Origin of the sequence: uncultured Capnocytophaga sp., from assembly GCF_937936315.1 — a bacterium.
GTDB lineage: Bacteria > Bacteroidota > Bacteroidia > Flavobacteriales > Flavobacteriaceae > Capnocytophaga.
Genome location: NZ_CALGWU010000025.1, coordinates 84,397 through 107,394, shown reverse-complemented (window position 1 = coordinate 107,394; position 22,998 = coordinate 84,397). Strand labels below are relative to the sequence as shown.

The 22,998-nt window shown below is 36.7% G+C and carries 22 protein-coding genes; 12 read left to right on the top strand and 10 right to left on the bottom strand.

What is annotated here, in order from left to right:
• Positions 1-115: 115 nt before the first annotated feature.
• The 3 genes from tyrS to Q0162_RS04980 all read left to right on the top strand — a co-directional run bounded on the left by tyrS (position 116) and on the right by Q0162_RS04980 (position 3,827).
• Positions 116-1,411 carry a tyrosine--tRNA ligase gene (tyrS, locus tag Q0162_RS04990; protein ID WP_297889966.1) on the top strand — a complete coding sequence of 432 codons (1,296 nt, stop codon included), beginning with the start codon at positions 116-118 and terminating at the stop codon, positions 1,409-1,411.
• A 122-nt stretch (positions 1,412-1,533) separates the two neighbouring features.
• Positions 1,534-2,703 (top strand): WG repeat-containing protein, encoded by a 1,170-nt coding sequence (locus Q0162_RS04985; protein ID WP_297889964.1) that lies wholly within the window; start codon positions 1,534-1,536, stop codon positions 2,701-2,703.
• Positions 2,700-3,827: a WG repeat-containing protein gene (locus Q0162_RS04980; RefSeq protein ID WP_297889963.1), complete on the top strand. Its 1,128-nt coding sequence runs from the start codon at positions 2,700-2,702 to the stop codon at positions 3,825-3,827. The genes Q0162_RS04985 and Q0162_RS04980 overlap by 4 nt, the downstream gene beginning before the upstream one ends.
• A gap of 30 nt (positions 3,828-3,857) precedes the next feature.
• Here Q0162_RS04980 and Q0162_RS04975 read toward each other — a convergent pair whose 3' ends face one another.
• Complete coding sequence (locus Q0162_RS04975) at positions 3,858-4,445, bottom strand: hypothetical protein (protein WP_297889961.1); 588 nt, start codon at positions 4,443-4,445, stop codon at positions 3,858-3,860.
• A gap of 132 nt (positions 4,446-4,577) precedes the next feature.
• Between Q0162_RS04975 and Q0162_RS04970 the strand changes: the two genes are divergently transcribed.
• The 9 genes from Q0162_RS04970 to ftsZ all read left to right on the top strand — a co-directional run bounded on the left by Q0162_RS04970 (position 4,578) and on the right by ftsZ (position 15,316).
• Positions 4,578-5,228, top strand: a complete 651-nt coding sequence (locus Q0162_RS04970; RefSeq protein ID WP_002680772.1) for a protein-L-isoaspartate(D-aspartate) O-methyltransferase — start codon at positions 4,578-4,580, stop codon at positions 5,226-5,228.
• Positions 5,229-5,268: 40 nt separating this feature from the next.
• Positions 5,269-7,371 (top strand): hypothetical protein, encoded by a 2,103-nt coding sequence (locus Q0162_RS04965; RefSeq protein WP_297889958.1) that lies wholly within the window; start codon positions 5,269-5,271, stop codon positions 7,369-7,371.
• A gap of 78 nt (positions 7,372-7,449) precedes the next feature.
• On the top strand, positions 7,450-8,460 hold the full coding sequence (locus Q0162_RS04960) for a beta-ketoacyl-ACP synthase III (RefSeq protein ID WP_297889956.1): 1,011 nt from the start codon (positions 7,450-7,452) through the stop codon (positions 8,458-8,460).
• Positions 8,461-8,492: 32 nt separating this feature from the next.
• Positions 8,493-8,996: an acetyl-CoA carboxylase biotin carboxyl carrier protein gene (accB, locus tag Q0162_RS04955; protein WP_297889954.1), complete on the top strand. Its 504-nt coding sequence runs from the start codon at positions 8,493-8,495 to the stop codon at positions 8,994-8,996.
• Between the two features lie 11 nt (positions 8,997-9,007).
• On the top strand, positions 9,008-10,360 hold the full coding sequence (accC, locus tag Q0162_RS04950) for an acetyl-CoA carboxylase biotin carboxylase subunit (protein ID WP_009419788.1): 1,353 nt from the start codon (positions 9,008-9,010) through the stop codon (positions 10,358-10,360).
• An 89-nt stretch (positions 10,361-10,449) separates the two neighbouring features.
• Positions 10,450-11,157 carry a hypothetical protein gene (locus Q0162_RS04945; protein ID WP_297889949.1) on the top strand — a complete coding sequence of 236 codons (708 nt, stop codon included), beginning with the start codon at positions 10,450-10,452 and terminating at the stop codon, positions 11,155-11,157.
• 4 nt (positions 11,158-11,161) lie between these two features.
• Positions 11,162-11,893, top strand: coding sequence for a 3-deoxy-manno-octulosonate cytidylyltransferase (gene kdsB, locus Q0162_RS04940; protein WP_297889947.1), 732 nt, complete (start codon positions 11,162-11,164; stop codon positions 11,891-11,893).
• Between the two features lie 235 nt (positions 11,894-12,128).
• Entirely contained in the window at positions 12,129-13,556 is a 1,428-nt protein-coding gene (gene ftsA, locus Q0162_RS04935; protein WP_297889945.1) for a cell division protein FtsA, read from the top strand.
• A gap of 29 nt (positions 13,557-13,585) precedes the next feature.
• Positions 13,586-15,316 carry a cell division protein FtsZ gene (gene ftsZ / locus Q0162_RS04930; protein WP_297889943.1) on the top strand — a complete coding sequence of 577 codons (1,731 nt, stop codon included), beginning with the start codon at positions 13,586-13,588 and terminating at the stop codon, positions 15,314-15,316.
• 80 nt (positions 15,317-15,396) lie between these two features.
• On the opposite strand, the gene Q0162_RS04925 is transcribed toward ftsZ, so the two are convergent.
• From Q0162_RS04925 to Q0162_RS04885, 9 genes are read right to left on the bottom strand one after another with little or no spacing between them, the layout of a single operon-like run.
• Positions 15,397-16,677, bottom strand: coding sequence for a dihydrolipoamide acetyltransferase family protein (locus Q0162_RS04925; protein WP_297889941.1), 1,281 nt, complete (start codon positions 16,675-16,677; stop codon positions 15,397-15,399).
• A gap of 6 nt (positions 16,678-16,683) precedes the next feature.
• A complete protein-coding gene (locus Q0162_RS04920) occupies positions 16,684-17,193 on the bottom strand; it encodes a DUF4252 domain-containing protein (RefSeq protein WP_297889939.1) in 510 nt (169 codons plus the stop codon).
• Positions 17,194-17,200: 7 nt separating this feature from the next.
• Entirely contained in the window at positions 17,201-17,431 is a 231-nt protein-coding gene (locus tag Q0162_RS04915) for a hypothetical protein (RefSeq protein ID WP_297889937.1), read from the bottom strand.
• Positions 17,431-17,718 (bottom strand): hypothetical protein, encoded by a 288-nt coding sequence (locus Q0162_RS04910; RefSeq protein WP_281638880.1) that lies wholly within the window; start codon positions 17,716-17,718, stop codon positions 17,431-17,433. Before Q0162_RS04910 ends, Q0162_RS04915 begins: the two co-directional genes overlap by 1 nt.
• Before the next feature lie 53 nt (positions 17,719-17,771).
• Positions 17,772-20,627, bottom strand: a complete 2,856-nt coding sequence (locus Q0162_RS04905) for a DEAD/DEAH box helicase (RefSeq protein ID WP_297889935.1) — start codon at positions 20,625-20,627, stop codon at positions 17,772-17,774.
• 28 nt (positions 20,628-20,655) lie between these two features.
• Entirely contained in the window at positions 20,656-20,916 is a 261-nt protein-coding gene (locus Q0162_RS04900; RefSeq protein WP_198466200.1) for a GTP-binding protein EngB, read from the bottom strand.
• On the bottom strand, positions 20,913-21,830 hold the full coding sequence (locus tag Q0162_RS04895; protein WP_297889930.1) for a hypothetical protein: 918 nt from the start codon (positions 21,828-21,830) through the stop codon (positions 20,913-20,915). The genes Q0162_RS04900 and Q0162_RS04895 overlap by 4 nt, the downstream gene beginning before the upstream one ends.
• Positions 21,831-21,834: 4 nt before the next feature.
• Complete coding sequence (locus Q0162_RS04890) at positions 21,835-22,242, bottom strand: hypothetical protein (RefSeq protein WP_297889928.1); 408 nt, start codon at positions 22,240-22,242, stop codon at positions 21,835-21,837.
• 48 nt (positions 22,243-22,290) lie between these two features.
• Complete coding sequence (locus Q0162_RS04885; RefSeq protein ID WP_297889926.1) at positions 22,291-22,764, bottom strand: hypothetical protein; 474 nt, start codon at positions 22,762-22,764, stop codon at positions 22,291-22,293.
• Positions 22,765-22,998 lie beyond the last annotated feature (234 nt).

Below are 22,998 nucleotides of genomic sequence, written 5' to 3'. Positions count from 1 at the left end.
TCGAGTAAAAGTCTGTGATAACAAGCTATGTAGGGAGGTCTAAGTAATTTTACTTGTTAATTCTCAATTAATTCGTACCTTTGCCCAAATTATAGATCATAAACGAATAAAACTAATGAAGAATTTTATAGAAGAATTGCGTTGGCGTGGTATGATTCAGGATATTATGCCAGAAACCGAACAACACCTTATGGAAGGTTTACGCGCAGCTTATGTGGGAATCGACCCTACTGCCGACTCGCTGCACATCGGTCATTTAGTGGGCGTGATGATGTTGCGCCATTTCCAAAATTGCGGTCATAAACCTTATGCACTCGTAGGAGGTGCAACAGGTATGATAGGTGACCCTTCAGGTAAATCGGTAGAACGCAATTTGCTCACCGAAGAAGTATTAGCACACAATATAGCAGGTATCAAAAAACAATTAGCAAAATTTCTCGATTTTGAAAGCACTGCACCTAATCGTGCTGAACTCGTGAATAACTACGATTGGATGAAAGAGTTCTCATTCCTTTCATTCATTCGCGATATCGGTAAGCACATCACCGTAAACTATATGATGGCTAAGGATTCAGTAAAAAAACGCTTCGACCCTAATGAAAATACTGATGGGATGTCGTTCACTGAGTTCTCATACCAACTCTTGCAAGGTTATGACTTTTTGCATCTCTATCAAGAGAAAAATCTCACTTTACAAATGGGTGGGTCAGACCAATGGGGGAATATCACCACTGGTACCGAGCTCATTCGTCGCATTGCAGGAGGAAAGGCGTATGCCCTCACTTGTCCACTGATTACCAAAGCCGATGGTACTAAATTTGGTAAAAGTGAAGGCGGTAACGTGTGGCTTGACCCCGAGAAAACTTCGCCTTACAAGTTCTACCAATATTGGATTAATATCTCCGATGCTGATGCTGAGCGTTATATCAAAATCTTTACAATGCTCAGCAAAGAAGAAATCAACAGTCTCATCGCGCAACACGCCGAGGCGCCTCACTTGCGTGTATTGCAAAACAAATTAGCTGAAGAACTCACCATATTAGTACACGGACGTGAAGAACTTGAGAAAGCTAAAAAAGCATCACAAATCCTCTTTGGTAACTCTACCTCTGCCGATTTGCGTACTTTAGACGAAAAAACTTTCTTAGAGGTGTTTGATGGTGTACCTCAAGCCGAAGTAAGTGCAGCCGATATTGTTAGCGGACTTGATATGATTGCCATTCTTTCAGCAAAAACAGGCTTTATTAGTTCTAATTCCGAAGCACGTCGTGCCTTGAAAGAAAATTCTATTTCAGTGAACAAAGAAAAAGTAGGTGAAGACTACCAAATAGCTGAAAAAGACCTTGTAGATGGTAAATTTATCCTATTACAACGCGGAAAGAAAAACTACTTTATAGTAAAGAAAGTATAACTCTTTATAATATCCAACTTTGCCAAAGTTTTCCTGCCCGTGTGGCTCGCACCTTTGGCAAAGTTTATTACTTTTTCACTATCCTCTATTCCCTATTCCCTTTTCACTCTTCATTTTTCACGATGAAAACATTTCTTCCCCTTATATTATGTTTTTTATTTATCGCTTGTAAAACAGTAGATATGACTGTGCTAAATGATGTGTCTTTTTATGCTTTTTCTAAAGAAAAGGAAGAAGATAATGAACGCAAATTTCCTTTTGTACCTTTGGAATACCAACAGCAAAAGGCAGTAGTGAATAGTTTTCGGTTGCATTTTAAAAAAGATTCTTTGTTTGTAACTTACTACTCAATTGCTAATGGCTCAACTATTCCTATAGTAAGAGGTTTTAAAGGCAAACAAAAAAGGCGTTTTTGGCGCTATTATGCCGCTCGTGAAATAGTGCCTTATTTTCCTATTTATATGAGAATTTATATTCACCGACTGCGTTTGCGCCCTACTGAAGAAGGGAATTTGAGAGTAGATACTTATATAGATAGAGAGGGAGCTGTATTAGCTGTATTAGGATCTGGTTATTCCTATAAATTAAAGCATATTTACAAGCGTATCAATGATGAAGAGCTGATGATTCCTTTTTTTGAAAATGGTAAATATGGTATCAACAAGGGAGGAAAGTTGCTTATACCTCCTCAATATGATTATATCAGTGCCTATACTGATGGTTTTTTTATTGTAGAACGAGAAGGGAAATGGGGTACCATTGATAAAAATGGTCAGATGATCATTCCTTTAGAATACGATGCTTTGCAGTATGACAAATCAGTAGATAGTCACCCTTTGTTTATAGCACAAAAAGAAAGGCGATACGGATTTTTAGAACCTTCAGGAGTACCTATATTGCCTCTTATTTATAGTTATATAGAAAAACAATCTAATGAGAGAAGTTACATTTTAGGGATAGGTAATAAAGTAGGGTATTTTACTTACAATACTAATTCCCCATCTCAAATGCCTTATTTATTTATTCCCGCTGTATATAGCAAAATAGAAATGCGCACTCTTAATTCAGATCATATATTAGTATACGATGGACTAACACCTCTTTTCATAGATCACAAAGGTAATGAATATGATTTGCAAATAGTTCATCTAAGCAAGTGGGAAACTTTTATGGGGGAAAAGTTGGGAAAGGAATGCATAGTAAAGATTGATAATAGTTTTTATAAACCTAACTTAGAGACTAAACGTCCCGCAATGCGATCTGAAAAACCTATAAATATTCAAGAAAAATGAAAAAACTCTTTTGCCTTATTCCCTTTCTCTTAATAGTAGCTTGTAGTAGCTCTAAGATGGATATGTCCGCGCTAAACAATCGCACTTATTACGCTTATTCTTATGAAACAAATGGTAGTAAAGGCAATTGTTTCACCTTTTTGCCTTATAGTTATTTAGATAAAGAGGGGATTCCAATGCGTTTCAAACTGCAGTTTAAGGGTGATTCGCTCCACGTGAATTATGAGATTTTTAAAGAAGGAAAAGTACTTACAGAAACTAAAAGTATCAAAGGAAAACTTAAAAAAGACGGCTGGAAGTTTGTATCGCGTAGATTGCTGCCTTTCTTTCCTGTATATTTCTATTCCTCAGTTTACAAGGTGTTGATATATCCTAATATTGAAAACGATATGCGTGTGGATACTTATAGTAGTAGTGGGGGCTGTCTGTTCTTCTTTTGTGCAGGTGGAGCAGGATATTCATCGCTCAATACATATAAAAATGAAGAAGATATTCAAATAGCTATTCCTTATATAGAAAATGGTAAATTTGGACTTAAACGTCAAGGGAAAATCATCGTCCCTGCTAGTTATGATCACATTGATATTTTTGATAAAGGAGTCGCCAGAGTAAAAAAGGATTCACTATGGGGAACGATTGATAATGACGGAAAAATTGTGATTCCTATTGAATATAAGGTGTTAGAAAAAGAGAATTACACTACTCCTAAATTATTTTTAGTGCAAAAAGATAAGCATTGGGGCTTTTTAGATGAGCAAGGAAACACAGTCTTGCCCATTATTTATGATGTAATTGATAGATCAGGCTCTAACTTCAACTTGTACTTAGGCGATAAAAAAGGATATTTCAAATATTATAAAGGCAAAGAAGATGAAAGTAGATTTATACCTGCTTGCTATACAGATATAGAGAAATTAACTTTATGGAGCAATTACATTTTAGTTTATGACGGTGATACTATATTATTTGTAGATAAAGAAGGTAATGAGTATGATGCTCAAGTTACTGAAGTACGAAAAATAGATGCTTTCTTTGGTTACCCACAGCGTGACAACGAAGTAAAAATAGATGGTAAATACTATCGCCCTAATATAGATAGCAAACGCCCTCCAAGAAAAGAATAGGGGCGTTTTGCAAAACGCCCCCTCTTACACTTATAATTCTTTAAAAGAATTGATAATTTCCTTCATTTGCTTGTAGTGCTTTTCCTTCTTGTTAGCTAATGTCCATGTGAAAATTTGGTAGTACGTTTTCTTTGTTTGGATAATTGCTACCACATAAAACACTCCCATACCATTCACTTCTTCTGTAGTTTCTACTACAATAGCAGGATACTTGTTAATGGTGGTCTCGGTGATTTGCTTGGCAGTAGGGCGCATCATATTAGCATCAGCCCAACCTTTCTTGCAAATCTCAAAATAATTTTTGAGCTTAAACTTTTTAGCAAAACCTTTTTTGCTACGAATTTTTAGGGAATCTTTTAAAACCTCATAAAGTACATCGTTAAGTTCCTCTCGGTTTTCGTCAATAACTGCTACAAAGAAATCAGTTTTACGATCTCCGTATTGTAGAGATGCTTGCTCGTAGAGGTTATTTTGGTTAGTAAGAGAGTTAGGTAGTTTTACTTCATACTTGCCTTCTATATTCACTACTTGAGAGGTTTCTGATGAGTTTTCACTCACTCTACAAGCAGTAGCCAGAAGAAAAAACGTGATGAAGTGCAGTTTGTTGAAACGTTTCATCTCTTGCTAATTTAGTTTTTTTCGCTACAAAAGTAGAAAGTTTTTTTAATAAAACCATTTTTTTTACTAAAAAATAACAAAAATGTTTTTTTTCTTCAAAAAAAGATAGAATTTTGTGCCCAAAATAAGACTATGCTACCGCTTAAAGATACATTAAAACATCAAGGATTACGCAATCAATTAGCTGATTTACTCAAAGAAAAAGGAATTAAAGATGAACGAGTGTTAGCTGCTATTCGCGCTATCCCTCGCCATTTGTTTATGGATAGCAGTTTTGAAGATCACGCCTATCAAGATAAAGCCTTCCCAATAGGTGAAGACCAAACCATCTCTCAACCCTATACTGTAGCTTTCCAAACCGAATTACTACAAGTAGCTCCACATCAAAAAGTATTAGAAATAGGTACAGGTAGTGGTTATCAGTCTAGTGTGCTCTTGTATTTAAATGTAAAACTCTACACAATTGAGCGCCAACAAAAACTCTTCAAGCAAGCCCAAATGCTGTTGCCTAAGCTCATCAATAAACCAGTGCGTATGTATTTTGGCGATGGTTACAAAGGTTTGCCTAACGATGCACCCTTCGATCGTATTTTAGTAACTGCGGGAGCACCTTATGTGCCCAATGCGCTCCTCTCACAATTAGCCATTGGAGGTCGATTGGTAATTCCTATAGGCAATGATACTCAAACAATGACACTCTACGAACGCATTTCAGAAAAAGAATTTCACAAAACTGATTATGGTACTTTTCAATTCGTACCAATGTTAAAAGAAAAAAATTAGTAAATTGATAAAAACAAGCCCGTGTGGCTTGCACCAAATTATGAAATATATACTTCCATTACTGTTCTGCTCTTTGAGTGTTTTGGCACAAAACAAAGATATACAAGGAGTTTACAAATTTAGTTTACAGAATGCAGGTGAGTTGCATCTCAATAGCGACAATACCTATAATCTTACGCTCTTCTCAGGAAATTATTCCATTGAAGGTGATAAAATTACCTTCACATCGGCACCTAACCCTTCATTTGCACTTCATAAAGAAGAGGGAAAATCATCCCAATTAGAACTTACATTTTATATAGCTAATGAATTGGAAAACTATATCTATGTGGGTTATGAAAATGCTAAAGGTGAAGTGACCTATACTGCTCTAACTGCTTTACACCCAGTAAAATATTCTGAAGCCTTACGAGTAACTATTCCTCGCACCGAATATCTCTATTTGGTAGACACCCAAATGGCTGAATATATACAACAGTTTACGGAACATCAGAGCAATGCTAAAGTGAAAGTAGAAAAGTTTGCTATAGGAAAACAAACCAATGCACTGAAAATAAATTATCTATCTCATCCTCACAATATGTTAGAAGAGGTTAATTTTGTATATGATGCTCCTACCCAAAGTTTGATAGTCGCCGATGAACATATAGATTCCATAGCCCTATTTAAGAAGAAAAATAAAGCCACCTCTCCTCAGTTTCCTTTAGTGAGTATCAACCCTTTGCCTAATTGGCAACAGCAACTTCACAAAGCCTCTGCCGAATTAACAATTACTCCGGAAAAGACTCTAAAAGAAGCCTTACAGAAAGCTAAAAAAGAACAACAACTCTTGGTGATACTCACGGCTACTGAGGGTTGGAATGAGAAATTAGTGAATTATCTCACCGATAAATATAGCAAAGATTGGGAAGAGGATGATGATAGCGAAGAAACGCCTCAAATCACTCTGCCTTATGTTTATTATATAGCGAGTCGTAAAGACCATAAATGGCTGAAAAAACACGGATTCTCTACCACAACTCCCCAGCTGATAGTAGTAGGTGAGAACGAAACTATTGTCTATTCACAACCGATAGACCCTGAGGCTGAATATTTCAATAATGCTATGGATGCCGAGGTGTATCAGGCTATAGTTTTAGCACGCAAAGTGGATAAAACACTCACCAATCCACAAGCACCCATCGCCGAAGTGCTACAAGTGATGAATGAAGTGTTTCAAGTTAATTACAAAGTGAATTTGTACTATTTGCTCCCTAAAGTTGCCGAAACGGATGAAGAAGATCAAACGGATTACTTTTTAGGTTTACAACCTGAACGCATCTACCATTTGCAACTTACCCCTGCACAACTCGCTACTCAGTGGGAGCGTTTAGTAGCTCACTACAACGAAAAGAAACCTCTAAATCAATCTTATTACAGTTTGTTGGCGCGCAACTTTGGAGCAGTTTCTCTCTCACATAAAATATTCAACACTCCCAATCCATTAACCCTTACCGATTATAAAGCAATTTGCTATTTGGTAGAAAATTACTCTGCTGTAAAAGATGAAAAAATAGATGTATACACTACCTCCCTCTATCGCACGATTAAAGATTTAGCAACCAATAAAGTTGTGCCTTTTAAAGATTTGCAACGCACGCTTTTAGCAGCTGAAAAACAACAATTGCTCTCTCTTAATCACTTAGTAGATTTCTATAAAAAGTTCACTCCTAATGAACTTACAGCTTTCTTTGCTACCTATTTCAATACACTAAAATCTGAGGGAGGCGGAAGTGTGCTTGCTGCCTTAGACAAGCGTTTTGAACAGCAAAAAGAGAATAGCGATTGGAAACGTTACAAATATCAATTTGCTTTAGTAGCCAATAATATAGCGTGGAAAGTTTTTGAAGAAGAAAATACCGATGTTTCTAAAGTAACCCAAGCTATGGAATGGGCAAAAATAGCAGCAGACTTAGTCCCAGAGAACCCTTTTATGCTTGATACTCTGGCTTGTTTGCTTTATACTCAAGGTGATAAAGTTACGGCTTTGTCTATTCAGCAAAAAGCAGTCAAACTGATGAAAGTATTGGTAGAAACCGAAGAAGAGAGTGTTTCTGACCTCAAAGAAATGGAAAAACACCTTTCTATCTTCAATGCAAAATAATGAACTTTGAATAAAAAATCTACTCCTTTTTGCTGTTAAATAAAAATAATTATGTACTTTTGCCCAAAATTTAATACAATGGAGAAAATAACCGCTGCCATTACAGCTGTCGGAGGTTATGTACCTGAAGATGTTCTAACCAATGAAATGTTAGAAAAAATGGTAGATACTAACGACGAGTGGATTTACACCCGTACAGGCATCAAAGAAAGACGCATACTCAAAGACCCTAATAAAGGTTCTTCATTTTTAGGAATTGAAGCCGCTAAAGACCTAATTCGCAAAAAAGGTCTCGACCCTAAAGAAATAGATTTAGTTATTTTAGCAACTGCTACCCCCGATATGCCTGTAGCTCTAACAGCTCCTTATGTAGCTTCACAAATAGGTGCTGTAAATGCTTTTTCATTCGATTTGCAAGCAGCTTGCTCAAGTTTCTTGTTCGGCGTTTCGGTAGCTGCTAAATACATAGAGTCAGGTCGTTATAAAAAAGTTCTCTTGGTAGGTGCCGATAAAATGTCATCTATCATCGATTATACCGACCGCGCTACCTGCATCATCTTTGGCGATGGTGGAGGAGCTGCACTCTTTGAACCTAACTATGAAGGTTTAGGTGTGCAAGACGAATTGTTGAGAAGTGATGGTATAGGACGTAATTACCTATATATAAAAGCAGGAGGATCACTTTGCCCTACTACTGCCGAAACAGTAGCTAACAAAGAGCATTTTGTCTTCCAAGATGGTAAAACCGTCTTCAAATACGCCGTTACTGGAATGGCCGATATAGCCGAAGAACTCATCAAACGCAATGGCTTAACTTCAAACGATGTACAATGGCTCACCCCTCACCAAGCTAACAAACGCATTATTGATGCCACTGCCGATCGTATGGGCTTACCTGCCGAAAAAGTAATGCTCAATATCCACAAGTATGGCAATACTACTTCAGCAACCATCATCTTAGCCCTTAATGATTACGAAAAACAACTCAAAAAAGGCGATAATATAGTATTAGCTGCCTTTGGAGGTGGATTCACTTGGGGAGCTGTTTACCTCAAATGGGCTTATGATGGAGCCCTTTATCACAAATAAAGAACAACCATAGAGAAAAATACAATATACGTATGGATTTAAGAGACATTCAAAATTTAATTAAGTTTGTTGCCAAGTCAGGGGCAAGCGAAGTGAAATTGGAAATGGAAGATGTGAAAATTACCATTAAAACAAACCCTGATGAAAGTGGCAAAGAGCAAGTGTTTGTACAACAATTGCCTATAGCACAACAACTACCTCAGTTGCCTTTGCAACAGTCAATACCTGTACAACAGTTCCCTGCAGCTGAACCTGCCGATAGCAAACCTGCAACACCTGCCGATGACGATAGCAAATATATTACTATCAAATCGCCGATGATTGGTACTTTTTATCGTCGTCCCGGTCCAGACAAACCTTTATTCGTAGAAGTAGGATCTACCATATCAAAAGGTAGCGTGATTTGCATTATCGAGGCAATGAAACTCTTCAACGAAATAGAATCAGAAGTTTCTGGTAAGATTGTTAAAATATTGGTTGATGACTCTTCTCCTGTAGAGTTTGACCAACCTTTGTATTTAGTGGATCCATCCTAAACCAAACAACTATGTTTAAAAAAATATTAATTGCCAACCGTGGAGAAATTGCCTTGCGCGTCATACGTACGTGTCGCGAAATGGGTATCAAATCGGTAGCCGTGTATTCTACTGCCGATGCCGATAGCTTGCACGTACGCTTCGCCGATGAAGCCGTGTGTATAGGCCCTCCACCAAGCAAAGATTCATACTTAAAAATACCTAATATTATTGCCGCTGCCGAAATTACTAATGCCGATGCCATACACCCTGGTTATGGCTTCCTTTCGGAAAATGCTAAATTCTCTAAGATTTGTGCAGAACACGGCATTAAATTTATAGGTGCATCACCCGAAATGATTGAAAAAATGGGGGATAAAGCATCTGCCAAAGCTACTATGAAAGCTGCTGGGGTGCCTACGGTACCTGGTTCCGACGGACTTGTAGAATCATTAGAACACGCTAAAAAAATAGCCGCAGAAATCGGTTATCCTGTGATGCTAAAAGCTACTGCCGGTGGAGGTGGTCGCGGTATGCGCGATGTATGGAAAGAGGAAGACCTCGAAAAAGCCCTCAATAGCGCAATGCAAGAAGCAGGAGCTGCCTTTGGTAACGATGCTATGTATATGGAAAAACTTATCGTAGACCCTCGCCATATCGAAATTCAAATCGTGGGCGACCAATATGGTAAGGCTTGCCACCTTTCTGAACGCGATTGCTCTATCCAGCGCCGTCACCAAAAACTTACTGAAGAAACGCCATCGCCATTTATGACCGATGATCTTCGCAAACGTATGGGGGAAGCTGCTGTAAAAGCTGCTGAGTTCATTAAATACGAAGGAGCAGGAACAGTAGAATTCTTGGTAGATAAAGACCGTAATTTCTACTTTATGGAGATGAACACTCGTATACAAGTAGAGCACCCTATTACCGAACAAGTAATTGATTACGACCTTATTCGCGAACAAATATTAGTAGCGGCAGGTGTGCCTATTTCAGGCAAGAACTATACGCCTAAGTTGCACGCTATTGAGTGCCGTATCAATGCCGAAGACCCTTATAACGATTTCCGTCCATCACCAGGTAAGATTACTACCTTGCACGCACCAGGAGGTCACGGAGTGCGCCTCGATACCCATGTGTATAGTGGTTACGTAATTCCACCTAACTACGATTCAATGATAGCCAAGCTTATCACTACAGCACAAACCCGTGAGGAAGCGATTGCCAAAATGAAACGCGCCTTAGATGAGTTTGTGGTAGAAGGTGTGAAAACCACTATTCCATTCCACTTGCAACTAATGGACGACCCCGATTACTTAGCTGGTAACTATACCACTAAGTTTATGGAGGATTTCCAAATGAAACCCCAAGTGGCAGAATAAGCAACTCAAAAATGAATGTATTAATAAAAGGGACTGTCTAACTCACAAGGAAGATAGTCCCTTTTATACCATTTTTAAAACATAACACAATGAACGATAATATCAAAAACATCGACACTACTTTTGAACTTACTCCTGGTCTTAAAAAACTACAAGGGGCTACTACCTATTTTGAAAAACTCAAAGAAATGACCCTTTTAGGGGTAACCTCTGGAATGAAATCTTCAGGAAGTATAGTAGTACTATTCCTATTGAATTTTTTGTTTCTTATAATAGGGGGCTGTATACTCGCTTTTTCAGCTAAGTTTGAATATATACAATTAGTTTATTTAGCTATTATCTTACTTATAGGAGCCCTCTTTGTATTTTTGGCTGTAAAACGTATGGCTTCTTTGTTACAATTAGATTATGTACTGTACGTGTTCAATCAGTTTGAACCTTTTATTCGTAAAATGTGCGCTGCTATTGTAGATAAAGCCGAAAAAAGCACTGAAAAAATAGTAACTGTAGATCAAGTAAAGGGAGTTTTTAATACATTTATCCCTAAAATACCTCCAGTATTTCAAAAAGTATTGTGGCTATTACTCTCTCAAGTACCCGTAGTAGGTTTCGTAGCCGAAATTTATCGTACTCCTCTGCTTGATACCTATGAGAAGCGCAGTGATAGATTGGTAGCACGTGTAAAACAATATATACAAAACAGCATAGAGATGCGTCGCAAAGCTAAATTTTTAGCTTGGGTACTCCCACTAAATATACTTTTGCAAATTATAGTAATATACTTATTATCAAGATAGAAATATGAAAATAATTGCAATGATACCTGCCCGTTATGGAGCAACTCGTTTCCCTGCCAAACTGATGCAAGACCTCTGTGGCAAACCCGTGATTGTACATACTTATCAGCGTGTAGCTGATACAAACTTGTTTGACCAAGTATATGTCGTAACTGATGACGACCGCATCGAAAAAGCTATTCACGAGGTAGGAGGTAAGGTAATTCGCAGCCAGAAAGAGCACAATAGTGGTAGCGATCGTTTAGCTGAAGCATCGAAGGATTTAGAGGTTGATATCATCGTAAATGTACAAGGAGATGAGCCTTTTACCGATGTAGAGAACCTACAAAAAATAATAGATATTTTTGCTAATGATTCTCAGCAAAATATAGCAGTAGCTAGTTTGATGGAATGCATTACTAACCCCGAAGATATTGCTAACCCTAACAATGTGAAAGTGGTAGTAAATAAATTTAATGAAGCTCTTTACTTCTCAAGAAGCGTAATCCCTTTCCCTAGAGACCCAAATATAGCCGTTCCTTATTATAAACATATCGGTATATATGCCTATCGTAAAGATGCTTTGCAACAGTTTACTCAGTTGCCCCCTTCTTTGTTAGAAGAAACTGAAAAATTAGAACAACTCCGCTATTTAGAAAATGGTTTTAAAATACGTTTAGCGCTTACTAATATCCCTACTATAGGTATTGATACCCCCGAAGATTTGGAAAAAGCCCGCAAACGACTCTCGAAATAGAGAATAAAAAGTTATTAACAGTTTTTTTTAAATATTTTTATTGTTGATTGTCAGTTGTTTGTAAGATTGTTGATAACTTATTGATAAAAAACTACTAAATTAATTGCTTTTTTTGTTTATCTTTGCTACCTGCAAGACTATAGTTTTGGATAAACAAATTCTTTAAGATATATAATAATAAAACAAACAAAAAATATCAATCTTATAAAAAAGTGAGATTGTTTTATGTGAAAAAATGAAGTATAAGAACTATTACATAGGTTTGGATATCGGCACTACCAAGATTGTAGCTATGGTAGGGGTTAAAAACGAATATGGTAAAATTCAGATTTTAGGATATGGGCAAGCAAAAAGTGAAGGAATAAACAAGGGGGTAGTAACAAATATCGCCCAAACTTCTCGATCCATAATGGATGCTGTCCAAGACGCAAAAGAGAAAACTGGTTTAGAAATTGAAAATGTAGTAGCTGGTATTGCAGGACAAAATATCATCAGTAGCTCCCATTCCGACTACCTTCTACGTGAAGATCCTAATAAACTTATAGATTTTGAAGACTTAGAACGTTTGAAAGAACGAGTTAATTCTATCTCATTATCTCCAGGACAAGAAATTATTCACGCTTTACCTCAAGACTATAAAGTAGACAACAATGATGTGAAAGAACCTATTGGTATGATGGGCTCTCGTTTAGACGCTGCTTTCCATTTAGTAATAGGACAAGGTAGTGCTATAGGGGCTATTTCACGCTCTGTAATGATGGCTCATTTGAAACCTAAAGCCCTTACCTTAGAACCTATTGCTTCAGCAAGTGCCGTACTTAGTGATGAAGAAAAAGAAGCAGGAGTAGTCTTAGTAGATATAGGAGGTGGTACTACTGATGTAGCTATCTTTAAAGATGGTATAATTCGCCATACAGCAGTGGTGCCCTTAGGCGGAAATGTTATTACCGAAGATATCAAAGAAGGCTGTGGAATATTAGCACGACAAGCCGAAATGCTCAAAGTACAATATGGATCTGCTTGGCCTGGCGAAAACCGAGATAACGAAATCGTTTCTATACCAGGAATTAGAGGTAAAGAACCTCGTGAAATATCCCTTAAAAACCTCTCTAAAATTATCCACGCTCGCGTAAGCGAAATTATAAACTTGGTGTTCAACGTAATTAAAAGTTATGGACACGAAGAACCTAAAAAGAAACTTATTTCAGGCATCGTGCTTACTGGTGGCGGTAGCCAGCTCAAACACATTGTACAGTTAGTCGAATATATCACCGGAATGGATACCCGCATAGGTTACCCTGATGAACACTTAGCAAGTAATTCTGATAATAGACTAACTTCCCCTATCTATGCCACAGCTATTGGATTAGTGATGAGCGCTATCGAAAATGAAGCTCAAGAACAATTCAAAAAACGATTAGAAGAACTTAAAGCCCAAGAAGTAGGAATCCCAAAAAATACAGAAAATACCCTATCCCAAGAAAAAACAATAGCCCCTGTAGATCAAAATATTACTATAGTAGATCCTATTACTACTACCGATCAAGAAGAACTACAGCCTATAGATGATAATGAGGAGGGAAAAACTAAAGCTAGCGAAAATTTTTTGGCAAAACTTAATAAATTTCTCTCTAAATATATAGGAGAAACAGACGACGAGTAAAGTATAAAACAAATAATTATGATTTAGATATGGAAGAGAACTATCAATTTAACTTTCCTAAAAACAATAGTAACTATATCAAGGTTATTGGTGTAGGAGGTGGAGGATGTAACGCCGTGAATTTTATGTATAACGAAGGCATAAAAGGCGTAGATTATGTAGTGTGTAATACCGATGCTCAAGCTCTTGAGTATAGCCCTATCTCTAATCGTATTCAGTTGGGAGTTACCCTTACCGAAGGATTAGGCGCAGGCGCTAACCCTGAAATTGGAGAACAAGCTGCCCTTGAAAGTATTGAAGATATCAAACGAGCCCTAGAAGGAAATACCCAAATGGTTTTCATTACTGCAGGTATGGGAGGTGGTACTGGTACTGGTGCTGTACCAGTAATCGCTAAACAAGCCAAAGATATGGGAATTCTTACTGTTGCTATCGTTACTACCCCTTTCAACTATGAAGGCCTAAAAAGAAGCCGACAAGCACAGGCAGGAATAAAAAAACTACGCGACTGCGTAGATTCTCTCCTAGTAATCAATAATAATAAAATAAGCGAAATTTACGACGACCTTACCGTAGAAGAAGGATATGGTAAAGCCAATGAAATCCTCCTAAAAGGAGCTAAAGGTATGGCCGAGGTAATTAGTAAACACTACCTCGTAAATATCGACTTACGTGACGCTCGCACTGTATTAGAAAATGGAGGTACCGCTATTATGGGATCAGCTATAGCTGAAGGCGATAACCGAGCCCTCAATGCTGTAGCAGGTGCGCTAAACTCTCCTCTACTCAACGATAATAAAATTTTAGGAGCTAAAAATGCATTACTCCTTATTACTTACGGAGATAGAAAAGCTACCCAAAAAGAAGTAAACGAAATTAGCAACTTTATCCAAGAAAAAGCTGGAGATGATATGGCCGACCTTATCTATGGTATAGGCGTAGACGAAAGTTTAGGTGAAGCAATCTCAGTAATCGTGATTGCTACTGGTTTTGATGCCGAACAACAACAAGAAATAGTAAACGCTGAGCCCCGACGCGTAATTCATGTACTCGAAGAAAACCAAACTATTGTTCGTGATTTAACTGAACAAAAAGGAACTGTAGTAAAAACTTCTATCACCCCTGATGATACAGTTTACCCTACTCCCGCAGTTCCAGAAATAAAAAAAGAACTCTCTCTTTCTGATTTGTTCAATATCTGGACAGATTGTGAGGTCGTAACAACTGATGACGCATTCGTTATTGTCGATAAAACAGCTCCCGCTCAGTTTAATGATAGTTTTCACTCACAAACTATAGTTCAACAACAACCACAAATTAAAGCTCCTGATGCCCCTATCATTCATACCTTGAAAGATGAACCTTATGAGTTTTCTTATACAACAAAATCTCCTATAAAAGAGGAAGAAATGTTTGATATGTATGTGAGAGATGTTGAGTTTGAAGAAAAATACGCTCATCAACCTGTAGTAGAAAAAAGTCAACCTGAGTTTGTAGGTGATAAAGGTAATGAAACTCCCCAATCTTATAATTCAAACACTTTTGTAGGGGTACAAACAAGCATGTTTGATGATGAACAAAAACTTAGTCCTATAGATGCTCCCATCTCAGATGTGCTTAACAAGCGTTCATCTAACCTAAAAACCTATAATCATAATTTTGGTAACGCAGGTCAGTCTCGTACAACAGTAGGTAAAGATAGTGCTGGAGAAATGCAGATAAGACGTAATAATTCTTTCTTACATGATAATGTAGACTAAAAATTTAATATCCTTAAAAAGAAAAAATCTGAAAGTTCATTATGAACTTTCAGATTTTTTTACTGTTATAGTTTAAAATGTTAAAGACTTCTATTTATATCCCATTTTTCGAGATATTCGGCAACACGTTGTACAAACATTCCTCCTAAGGCTCCATTCACTACACGGTGGTCGTAACTATGAGAGAGCATCATTTTGTAACGGATACCTATCACATCACCTTCAGGGGTTTCTATTACAGAAGGTACTTTGCGAATAGCTCCTATAGCCAAAATACCTACTTGTGGCTGATTGATAATAGGAGTGCCAAAAACATTGCCAAAAGAACCTATATTAGTAACTGTATAAGTGCCGTCTTTTACTTCATCAGGTTTAAGCTGACCTGCACGTGCGCGTACAGCGAGATCATTTACAATTTTTGCCATTCCGCGCAAGTTGAGAGCATCAGCATTTTTGATTACCGGTACAATGAGGTTGCCATCGGGTAGAGCTGTTGCCATACCTATATTGATGTGTTTTTTCTTAATAATTGTATTGCCCTCTACCGAAATATTCATCATAGGGAAATCTACCAAGGCTTTAGCTACAGCTTCCATAAAGATAGGAGTAAAGGTAAATTTTTCGCCTTCATGTGCCTCAAAGGCTTTCTTTACTTTATTGCGCCATTGCCATATACGAGTAACATCTACTTCGGTAAAGCTTTGTACGTGTGCTGAGGTTTGTTTGCTCATCGTCATATGTTCAGCGATGAGTTTGCCCATACGGCTCATCTCTATACGCTCGTCTCCTTGTACAAAAGAAGAGGTAGGTGTTGTAAGGGTAGGAGAGGAGTTTGTAATAGTTTTTTGATTTCTATAAGTTAAATAGTTTAAAATATCGTCCTTAGTAACGCGGTTGTTCATGCCAGTGCCTTGTATGTGGTTTAGTTCATCAAGGCTGATACCTTCTTTCTTAGCGATGTTTTTCACCAAAGGGGAATAAAAGCGTTCGCTACTGCTAAAATCAATAGGGGCAGCAATCGTTTCTTTGATTTCAGTAATGTTCTGCATTAAGCTCTCAGCCGATTGTTGAGGAGTTTCGGCTTTAGCCAAGGGTTCATTGGTTTTGTTATCGGTTTTGCCATCGGTTTCTATGATAGCCATTACTTCGCCTACTTTCACTACTTCATCTACTTTGAAGAGAATTTTGGTTACGATGCCCGATACATCACAAGGCACTTCGGTGTCTACCTTATCGGTAGCTACTTCTGCAATAGTTTCTTCGGCTTCAATAGGGTCGCCTACTTCTTTAAGCCAATTGGTGATAGTAGCTTCAGCTACACTTTCGCCCATTGAGGGTAATTTTAATTCATATCTTCCCATTTTGTGCTACTTTAAATCTTTCACCTCTTGAGGGAGGTTCATATTTTTGGTTAATACGCCTATCTTGTTTAGGTTAATATCACCTGTAAGTGATAGAACAACAGTTTGTTTAGAGTTTTCTGTAGGTTCTACTAACATTAGGAGTTCAGCTACATTATTCGCATCTTTTCCTCCTTTAGTGTAGAATTTTACGTTTTGAGCTTTGTCTTTCACACGCATTAATTCTGATAATGCTGCGGTTTTTACATAGGCTAAGGCTTCAGTTTTCATTTGAGCAGCCGCTGTAGTATTCTCGGTAGTGAAGATTTTCATTCCTTTGAGTTTGTTGGCTACTTCCATAAATTCTTTAGCGTCAGCGTCTTTACTATCTATTTTAGAGAGCATCTGAAACATTTTTTGGGATACCACTACCGTAGTGATATTTTTATTGGCTTCCAAACTCTCGAAAGCAGTTTGGGCACTTATGTTCATTGATACTAAGGCTACAGATAAAACAAATAGGTTTTTTATTTTCATAAGATTGTTATTTATGTTCTCTTTTTATAATTTTGTGTTTTGCTTCCTCATATTGCTGGAGGAATTCTACTTTTTCAACACCTTTGTTGTACTTTTCTAAAATCATCAGTAAGCCTTTTTTTACTTCAGTATATACTTTTTGGGCAGCTTGTTGCTCTTCTTGGCGTTGTTTGAGGAAATAGCCTATACCTGCTACTACAAGTACGACTATTAAACTTATCAGTATTGTTTTTTTCATCAGTTACGTTTGAATATAGATAGGTCGAAATCAAGGAAATAGAGCGTAATGAGTATGAGTATAGCTAGTATAATCCAAAAGGTTTTATTTACTCCTGCATTTTTTTTGTTTCTACTCTCATTGCGGATAGCGCGCCATTCTTCAGTGAAATGGTTGGTTACTGTTTCGCGGTCTCTGCGGATACGTGACCCCATTTCAAAAGCGTTGCCTTGTTCCTTTCCTTCGTAGTAACGAGGGGTATAGTTGAAACGTTTATTCTTCTGTAATTGAAATAGTTTAATCTTCATAATGCGCAAAGGTAAAAAAATATTGAGAATTAACAATGAACAAATTACAAAAATTATTCCAATAGGCTATCCATTTGGGAGATAATATCTCTAACGATATGATTTTCATCTATTACATTTTCAAATAGTTCAGTTTTGTTTTCTTGTAGTTTGATGATTTTTTCTTCTATACTATCCTTGCTTACAAATCGGATGACGTTCACTTTGTTTTCTTGTCCTATGCGGTGGGCGCGTGCAATGGCTTGGCGTTCAGAAAATGGATTCCACCAGGGGTCTAATAGCAATACATACGAGGCTTTGGTGAGGTTGAGCCCTACTTCACCAGCTTTGAGTGAGATGAAAAAGAAACTCACATCTTCTTGGTTTTGAAAAGCTTCTACTTGGCTTTTTCGTTCGTGAGTAGCGGTAGCTCCCGTGAGTTTGCTGTACTTTATTTTATGGGTTTTGCACCACGCTTCAAAGAGTTCTAAATGTTTTACAAAACTACTGAATATAAGAGCTTTGTGCTGTGCAGTGTAGAGAGTTTCCATATAGCTAATTACCTCTTGATACTTGCCTGAAGGGATAGTGCTTTCGGCATCAGCCAATACAGGGTGGTTGCTTATCTGTCGCAATTTGGTGAGCATTTGCAGGGCATTGAACTCGCTGATAGGTTCTGAGGCTTCCAATAGCTGGTTGCGCACTTTAGATTTTTCTCTCTCGTACCATTGGGCTTGGGCTTCACTCATCGGGCAGTAGGCGAGTTGTTCTTCTATATCGGGTAAATCGCTGAGTACTTGTTCTTTAGTACGGCGCAAAATGTGCTTGCCTACCAAAGTTTTGAGTTCTTCTAAGGCTTGTGGATTCTTTTTCTTGCTGATTTCTACCTCGTAATGTTTGTAGAAGAAAGGATAACTCCCTAATTGATTGGGATTGATAAACTGCATTTGCGCCCATAAATCGCTGAGAGCGTTCTCTATAGGCGTACCACTGAGAGCGATGCGATGCTCAGCTTTTAAGGCATTGATTGCTTTAAAAGTCTTGGAATTCTTGTTTTTAATACGCTGACTCTCATCTAAAATGATATACCTAAATTCGAGTTTTTCGAGTTCTTTGCCGTCGCGTTCCACAATGGGGTAGGAGGTGAATACCACATCGTAATTGGTAAGCCGGCGTACTTTTGTTTTGCGTTCACTGCTACTGCCTATGTATTGGGTGCATTTGAAATGAGGGGCAAAACGTTTGGTCTCGTCGTACCAATTGAAGAGCAAAGACGAGGGCAATATTACTAATACTTTTAGAGCTTCTTTTTGAGGCTCGGTAGCTGAAAAAAGATCGGTGAAGTTGTTTTCTTTTAAAGGGAGAGTATCGTGAATGGCAACTAATAAAGCTATGGTTTGCAAGGTTTTACCCAATCCCATATCATCGGCTAAACAAGCACCTACCCCGTTGTGATAGTGCTGCAAAAGCCATTCTACGCCTTCCACTTGGTAGGGTCGCAAAGTTGCGCGTAGGTTAGGGGAGGGGGTATAGGTTACCTTTTCGACGATATTTTGCGGTTTGAGTTCAGGAATAGCCTCTAAAAGAGCATAATTATTCTTTGCTAATTGCAGTTTTCCGCCTTGTTGCTTGCTGTGTTTGGCTATACTGCTGAATTTACTAAACCATTCTTGCGGAATAATAAAGATTTTTCCGTTAGGAAGTGTGTAAATAGGATTATTTTCCTTGATATTACTGATTAAATCCTTAAAATGGAAGCTGTTTTCACCTTGTTTTACCTCAATAGAAAGGTCAAACCAGTCGTTTTGGGTGCTGGTATTGCTATAAATAAGCTCTGAAGTACTCATATTCACCTCTTTTCCGTCTACCAAAAACGGGCGAAAGGTAAATCCTTGTTCACTAAGCCTTTGCTGGTGGTGTAACAAGTGAAAATAAGCTGCAAAAGAGTCGGTGTTTTGTAGTGAAAAAATACCGCTTTCCTCACTGAAGTCTATATCGGTGAGGTGTTGCTTCATTTGAGTTTCTTCCTCGGTATTTCTCTTGTATTTGTAGATAGTAATACGGTTGTTTTCGTCAATTTTTAGTTGAGAATGTACACTTTTTTTTAGATTGCTTTTAAAAGTGTAGCCGTCGTAATCAAAATGAAGTACAATTTTGTACTGATTGGCAAAAAAATCGTTGATAAGTTCTATTTCAGTGTTTTTTAGATTTGTTTTTTCGATAATTTCAAAGCTAATAGCTTCTACTTGGGCATTACGCAGAATTTTTTGAAGAAATTTGTCAAAATATTCTTGTAGATTTCTTTCAGGAATAAAAGTCTCCTCTTTGTTGAGGAAAGGTCTCAAGTGAGACGCTTTGATGTGAGCGATACGCACCACTTTTTGGTTTAGAGTAATCCACGTGTGAGTGTTGTTGAGCAGTTCAATTTGGCACTGATGAGGCAAGTGTTTTTGTCCGTTTTCTTCTATATACAAGCGGTAGGCAATACCCTCTTCTTTTTTCTCGAAAACTAATAGAGGTTCGAGTATTTCTTTAGTTATAAAGCGCCTTTTTTTGGAAATATCGTCCTTAGGAGAATAGTTGATGGTTAAAAATAGTTCGTTTTCAGCAATAAGTGAGAACAATTTGTGAGTTTGTTCCTCTATTTGCTCTTGGATATACTTTTTGGTGGCAGGATTTTGGAATAGTTTTTCAAAAGTCTCTCCTTTTTTAGCGTATTTATTGTAAAGAATATTGGTTTGCAGATTGTTTACTAACGCCAAAGCCTCTTTTTCGGCAGATGATAATTGCCAATTGGTTAAACTTTGGAGTACTTGAGGAGTTGCTTTTTTGTAGAAAGAAAGGAATCCGTTTTGCGTTTCACCTATATAGGCAGTGGGCAAATGGAGTTCTAAGAGAGGCGTATACGAAAGGTCGAAAAATAGAAACATTTCAAATATTTATATTGTAGAGTGTTGATTAATAATAAGGCTCTTCTTCGTTTTGATATTGTTCCCAAATGCGCATACATTGGAATTGTGAACAAATTTTTTTCAAATACTCTTCAAATTCTTGCGTCCTATCTTCCTTGTTTAATAGCAAAATAGGTAGATATTCTAATTCATCTATAAGGTTATAAAGTTCTCTATGAGGTAATTCTTGAACGATATTTATTTTTAAACGAATCATCAAATTGTGTATAGCTTTTATAGCTCGTCTGTTTTTTTCAGGGGGTATCATATTGTAGTGTTGTGAATATCGGTTATGATGTTGTGACAGCCTAATTTGTCAAGCACTTCTTCAATCGTATCAAAAGTTTGTCCGTGTAAATCGTTTTGATTGTAATGTTCTACATAAGCATATTTTTTCCGATTGCTAAAAAAGAGTTTTGATTCTAAATAGCTGTATATATTAGCAGTAAACTTAAAAATTTCATACCTTAACTCATAAGTGGGGTATGGCTTTTCTTTTACAAAAAGGATAAATTTGTTAAGCGTTTCGTACATAGCAATGTATCTCAATTTAATTTCTTTTTGAAGTGTCTTTTTCTTCAATAAACGTTGAGCATATAGGTAATATTTCATTCTTTTTTCAAAAAAAGAAAAGTACGCTTCTTTTTCTGCGTCATTAACCCTTTGTATTGAGAGGTATATTTGCCTAAATACTACCGCTAGAAATTTTATTTCTTCTTTTGTCATTTTGGTGAAAAATTTATCTAAGTGCCAATTGGCATCCATTTTTTCCTTTTCTTCATTTGTACTATAGCTTGGAGATATTCTTATGGCACAATGAAAGATGAGATTTTCTGAAAGTTTGTGTCTAAACCAATTTTTTTTCTCAGTAAATACTAAGCAAGCTAAAACTACTGTCTTTTCAGCAGAGGAAAAATACAAATTAAGATCTACCACATTGAGATATTTCTGATGCTTTTTAATTTCGGTTACCAATTGTTCAGCAGTAAGGAATTTTCCTTTTTTATAAAGTTGAAAAGTATTTCTGTCAGCCTCTTCAAAACCTTCTCTTTTTTGTTTTTCCTTAATCAGTCTTGTAAAATAAACGACCTTGCGAGAAATTTTGTTATAACAAATATCATCTGCCATACGCAATAAGGCAGTAGTCATTTCTTCTATAGATTCTTTAGTGTTGATATTCATTTATTTACTTAGGATATGCGATATCTTCTGATTTTGACTGACAGATAAAACTTCGGTTTTCTTGATTTTTAATCTTTATAGCAGCACTCAGTTCAATAGGTTCTTCAAGAAAAGGGCAATTATTTAATAGGAACCATTCATTTTCATAGCATATACTAATGGCATACAAACAATCTTTAGAAAAATCATAACTTGCTGAAGCTATCAAATCGTTATGACCTTTTATGTAGAAAGTAATGATGGGCTCCGTAAATTCGTTTTCTAAATTGTCAATTCCCAATACAGGTACTTGGTAATCTTCGGGGTATTTTTCTTCGAGGTTTGCTTCCCAAACCCATACCCATAATTTGTTATCAATTACATCTTTGGCAGTAATTGTATCTAAATTTTTAGGTTCTCCAAATCTATACATAGCGCTATAAAATATAATGTTCGTGATGCAAAAGTAGTAATTCTTTTTTCAAATCTTAGAATAAGGGGGAGTGTCTTTCCATTTATAATTGTAAATATCATCCGCTAAAATTTCACTAATTTTATCTAATGAATAGGCGCATTCATCACCATTATTAAAGAATAGACATTTACTATCATTTGTTTGTAACATAATGTAATAGATTACTAGCTCTTCTGTATAAAGAGTTTTTCCTATGCCAAACTCAATATTTGTAATTTTATCTCCTATTAATTTTGATAAAGAGGAATTACTACCTATTCTTTGTATAGTATATGCTTCATATTTAATATTGTTCTTATCTTTCCAATAACTCGCTATTGAAAAAAGCAATATTTCTCCCTCTTCAGAAGCTGAGATACTAATAGATTTTTTACTGTCTAAATGTTTGAGGTTTAAATGCAATTCTAAAAGTATTCCATCTAAAGTTACTTCTATTATATTGCATATTTTGTAATTCTTTATTTGTTCTATTGTTACCATATCACATAATAAAATTACTTTATGACTTTTAACATTTTATTTTTCTATCTTCATAGAATATATGAATATCTCCTGCAGCATATTTTCTGTTGAAGGAGAATGGATGTTTCTATGAATAATACTGCAAAGGTAGCAATTATTTTTTAGAAGAATGAGAGAAAAGTTTTTTCGTTAAGAGACGGATTGAAATTTGCTAATCAACAAATTGGCTAATTTGTTAATTATTTATATCTT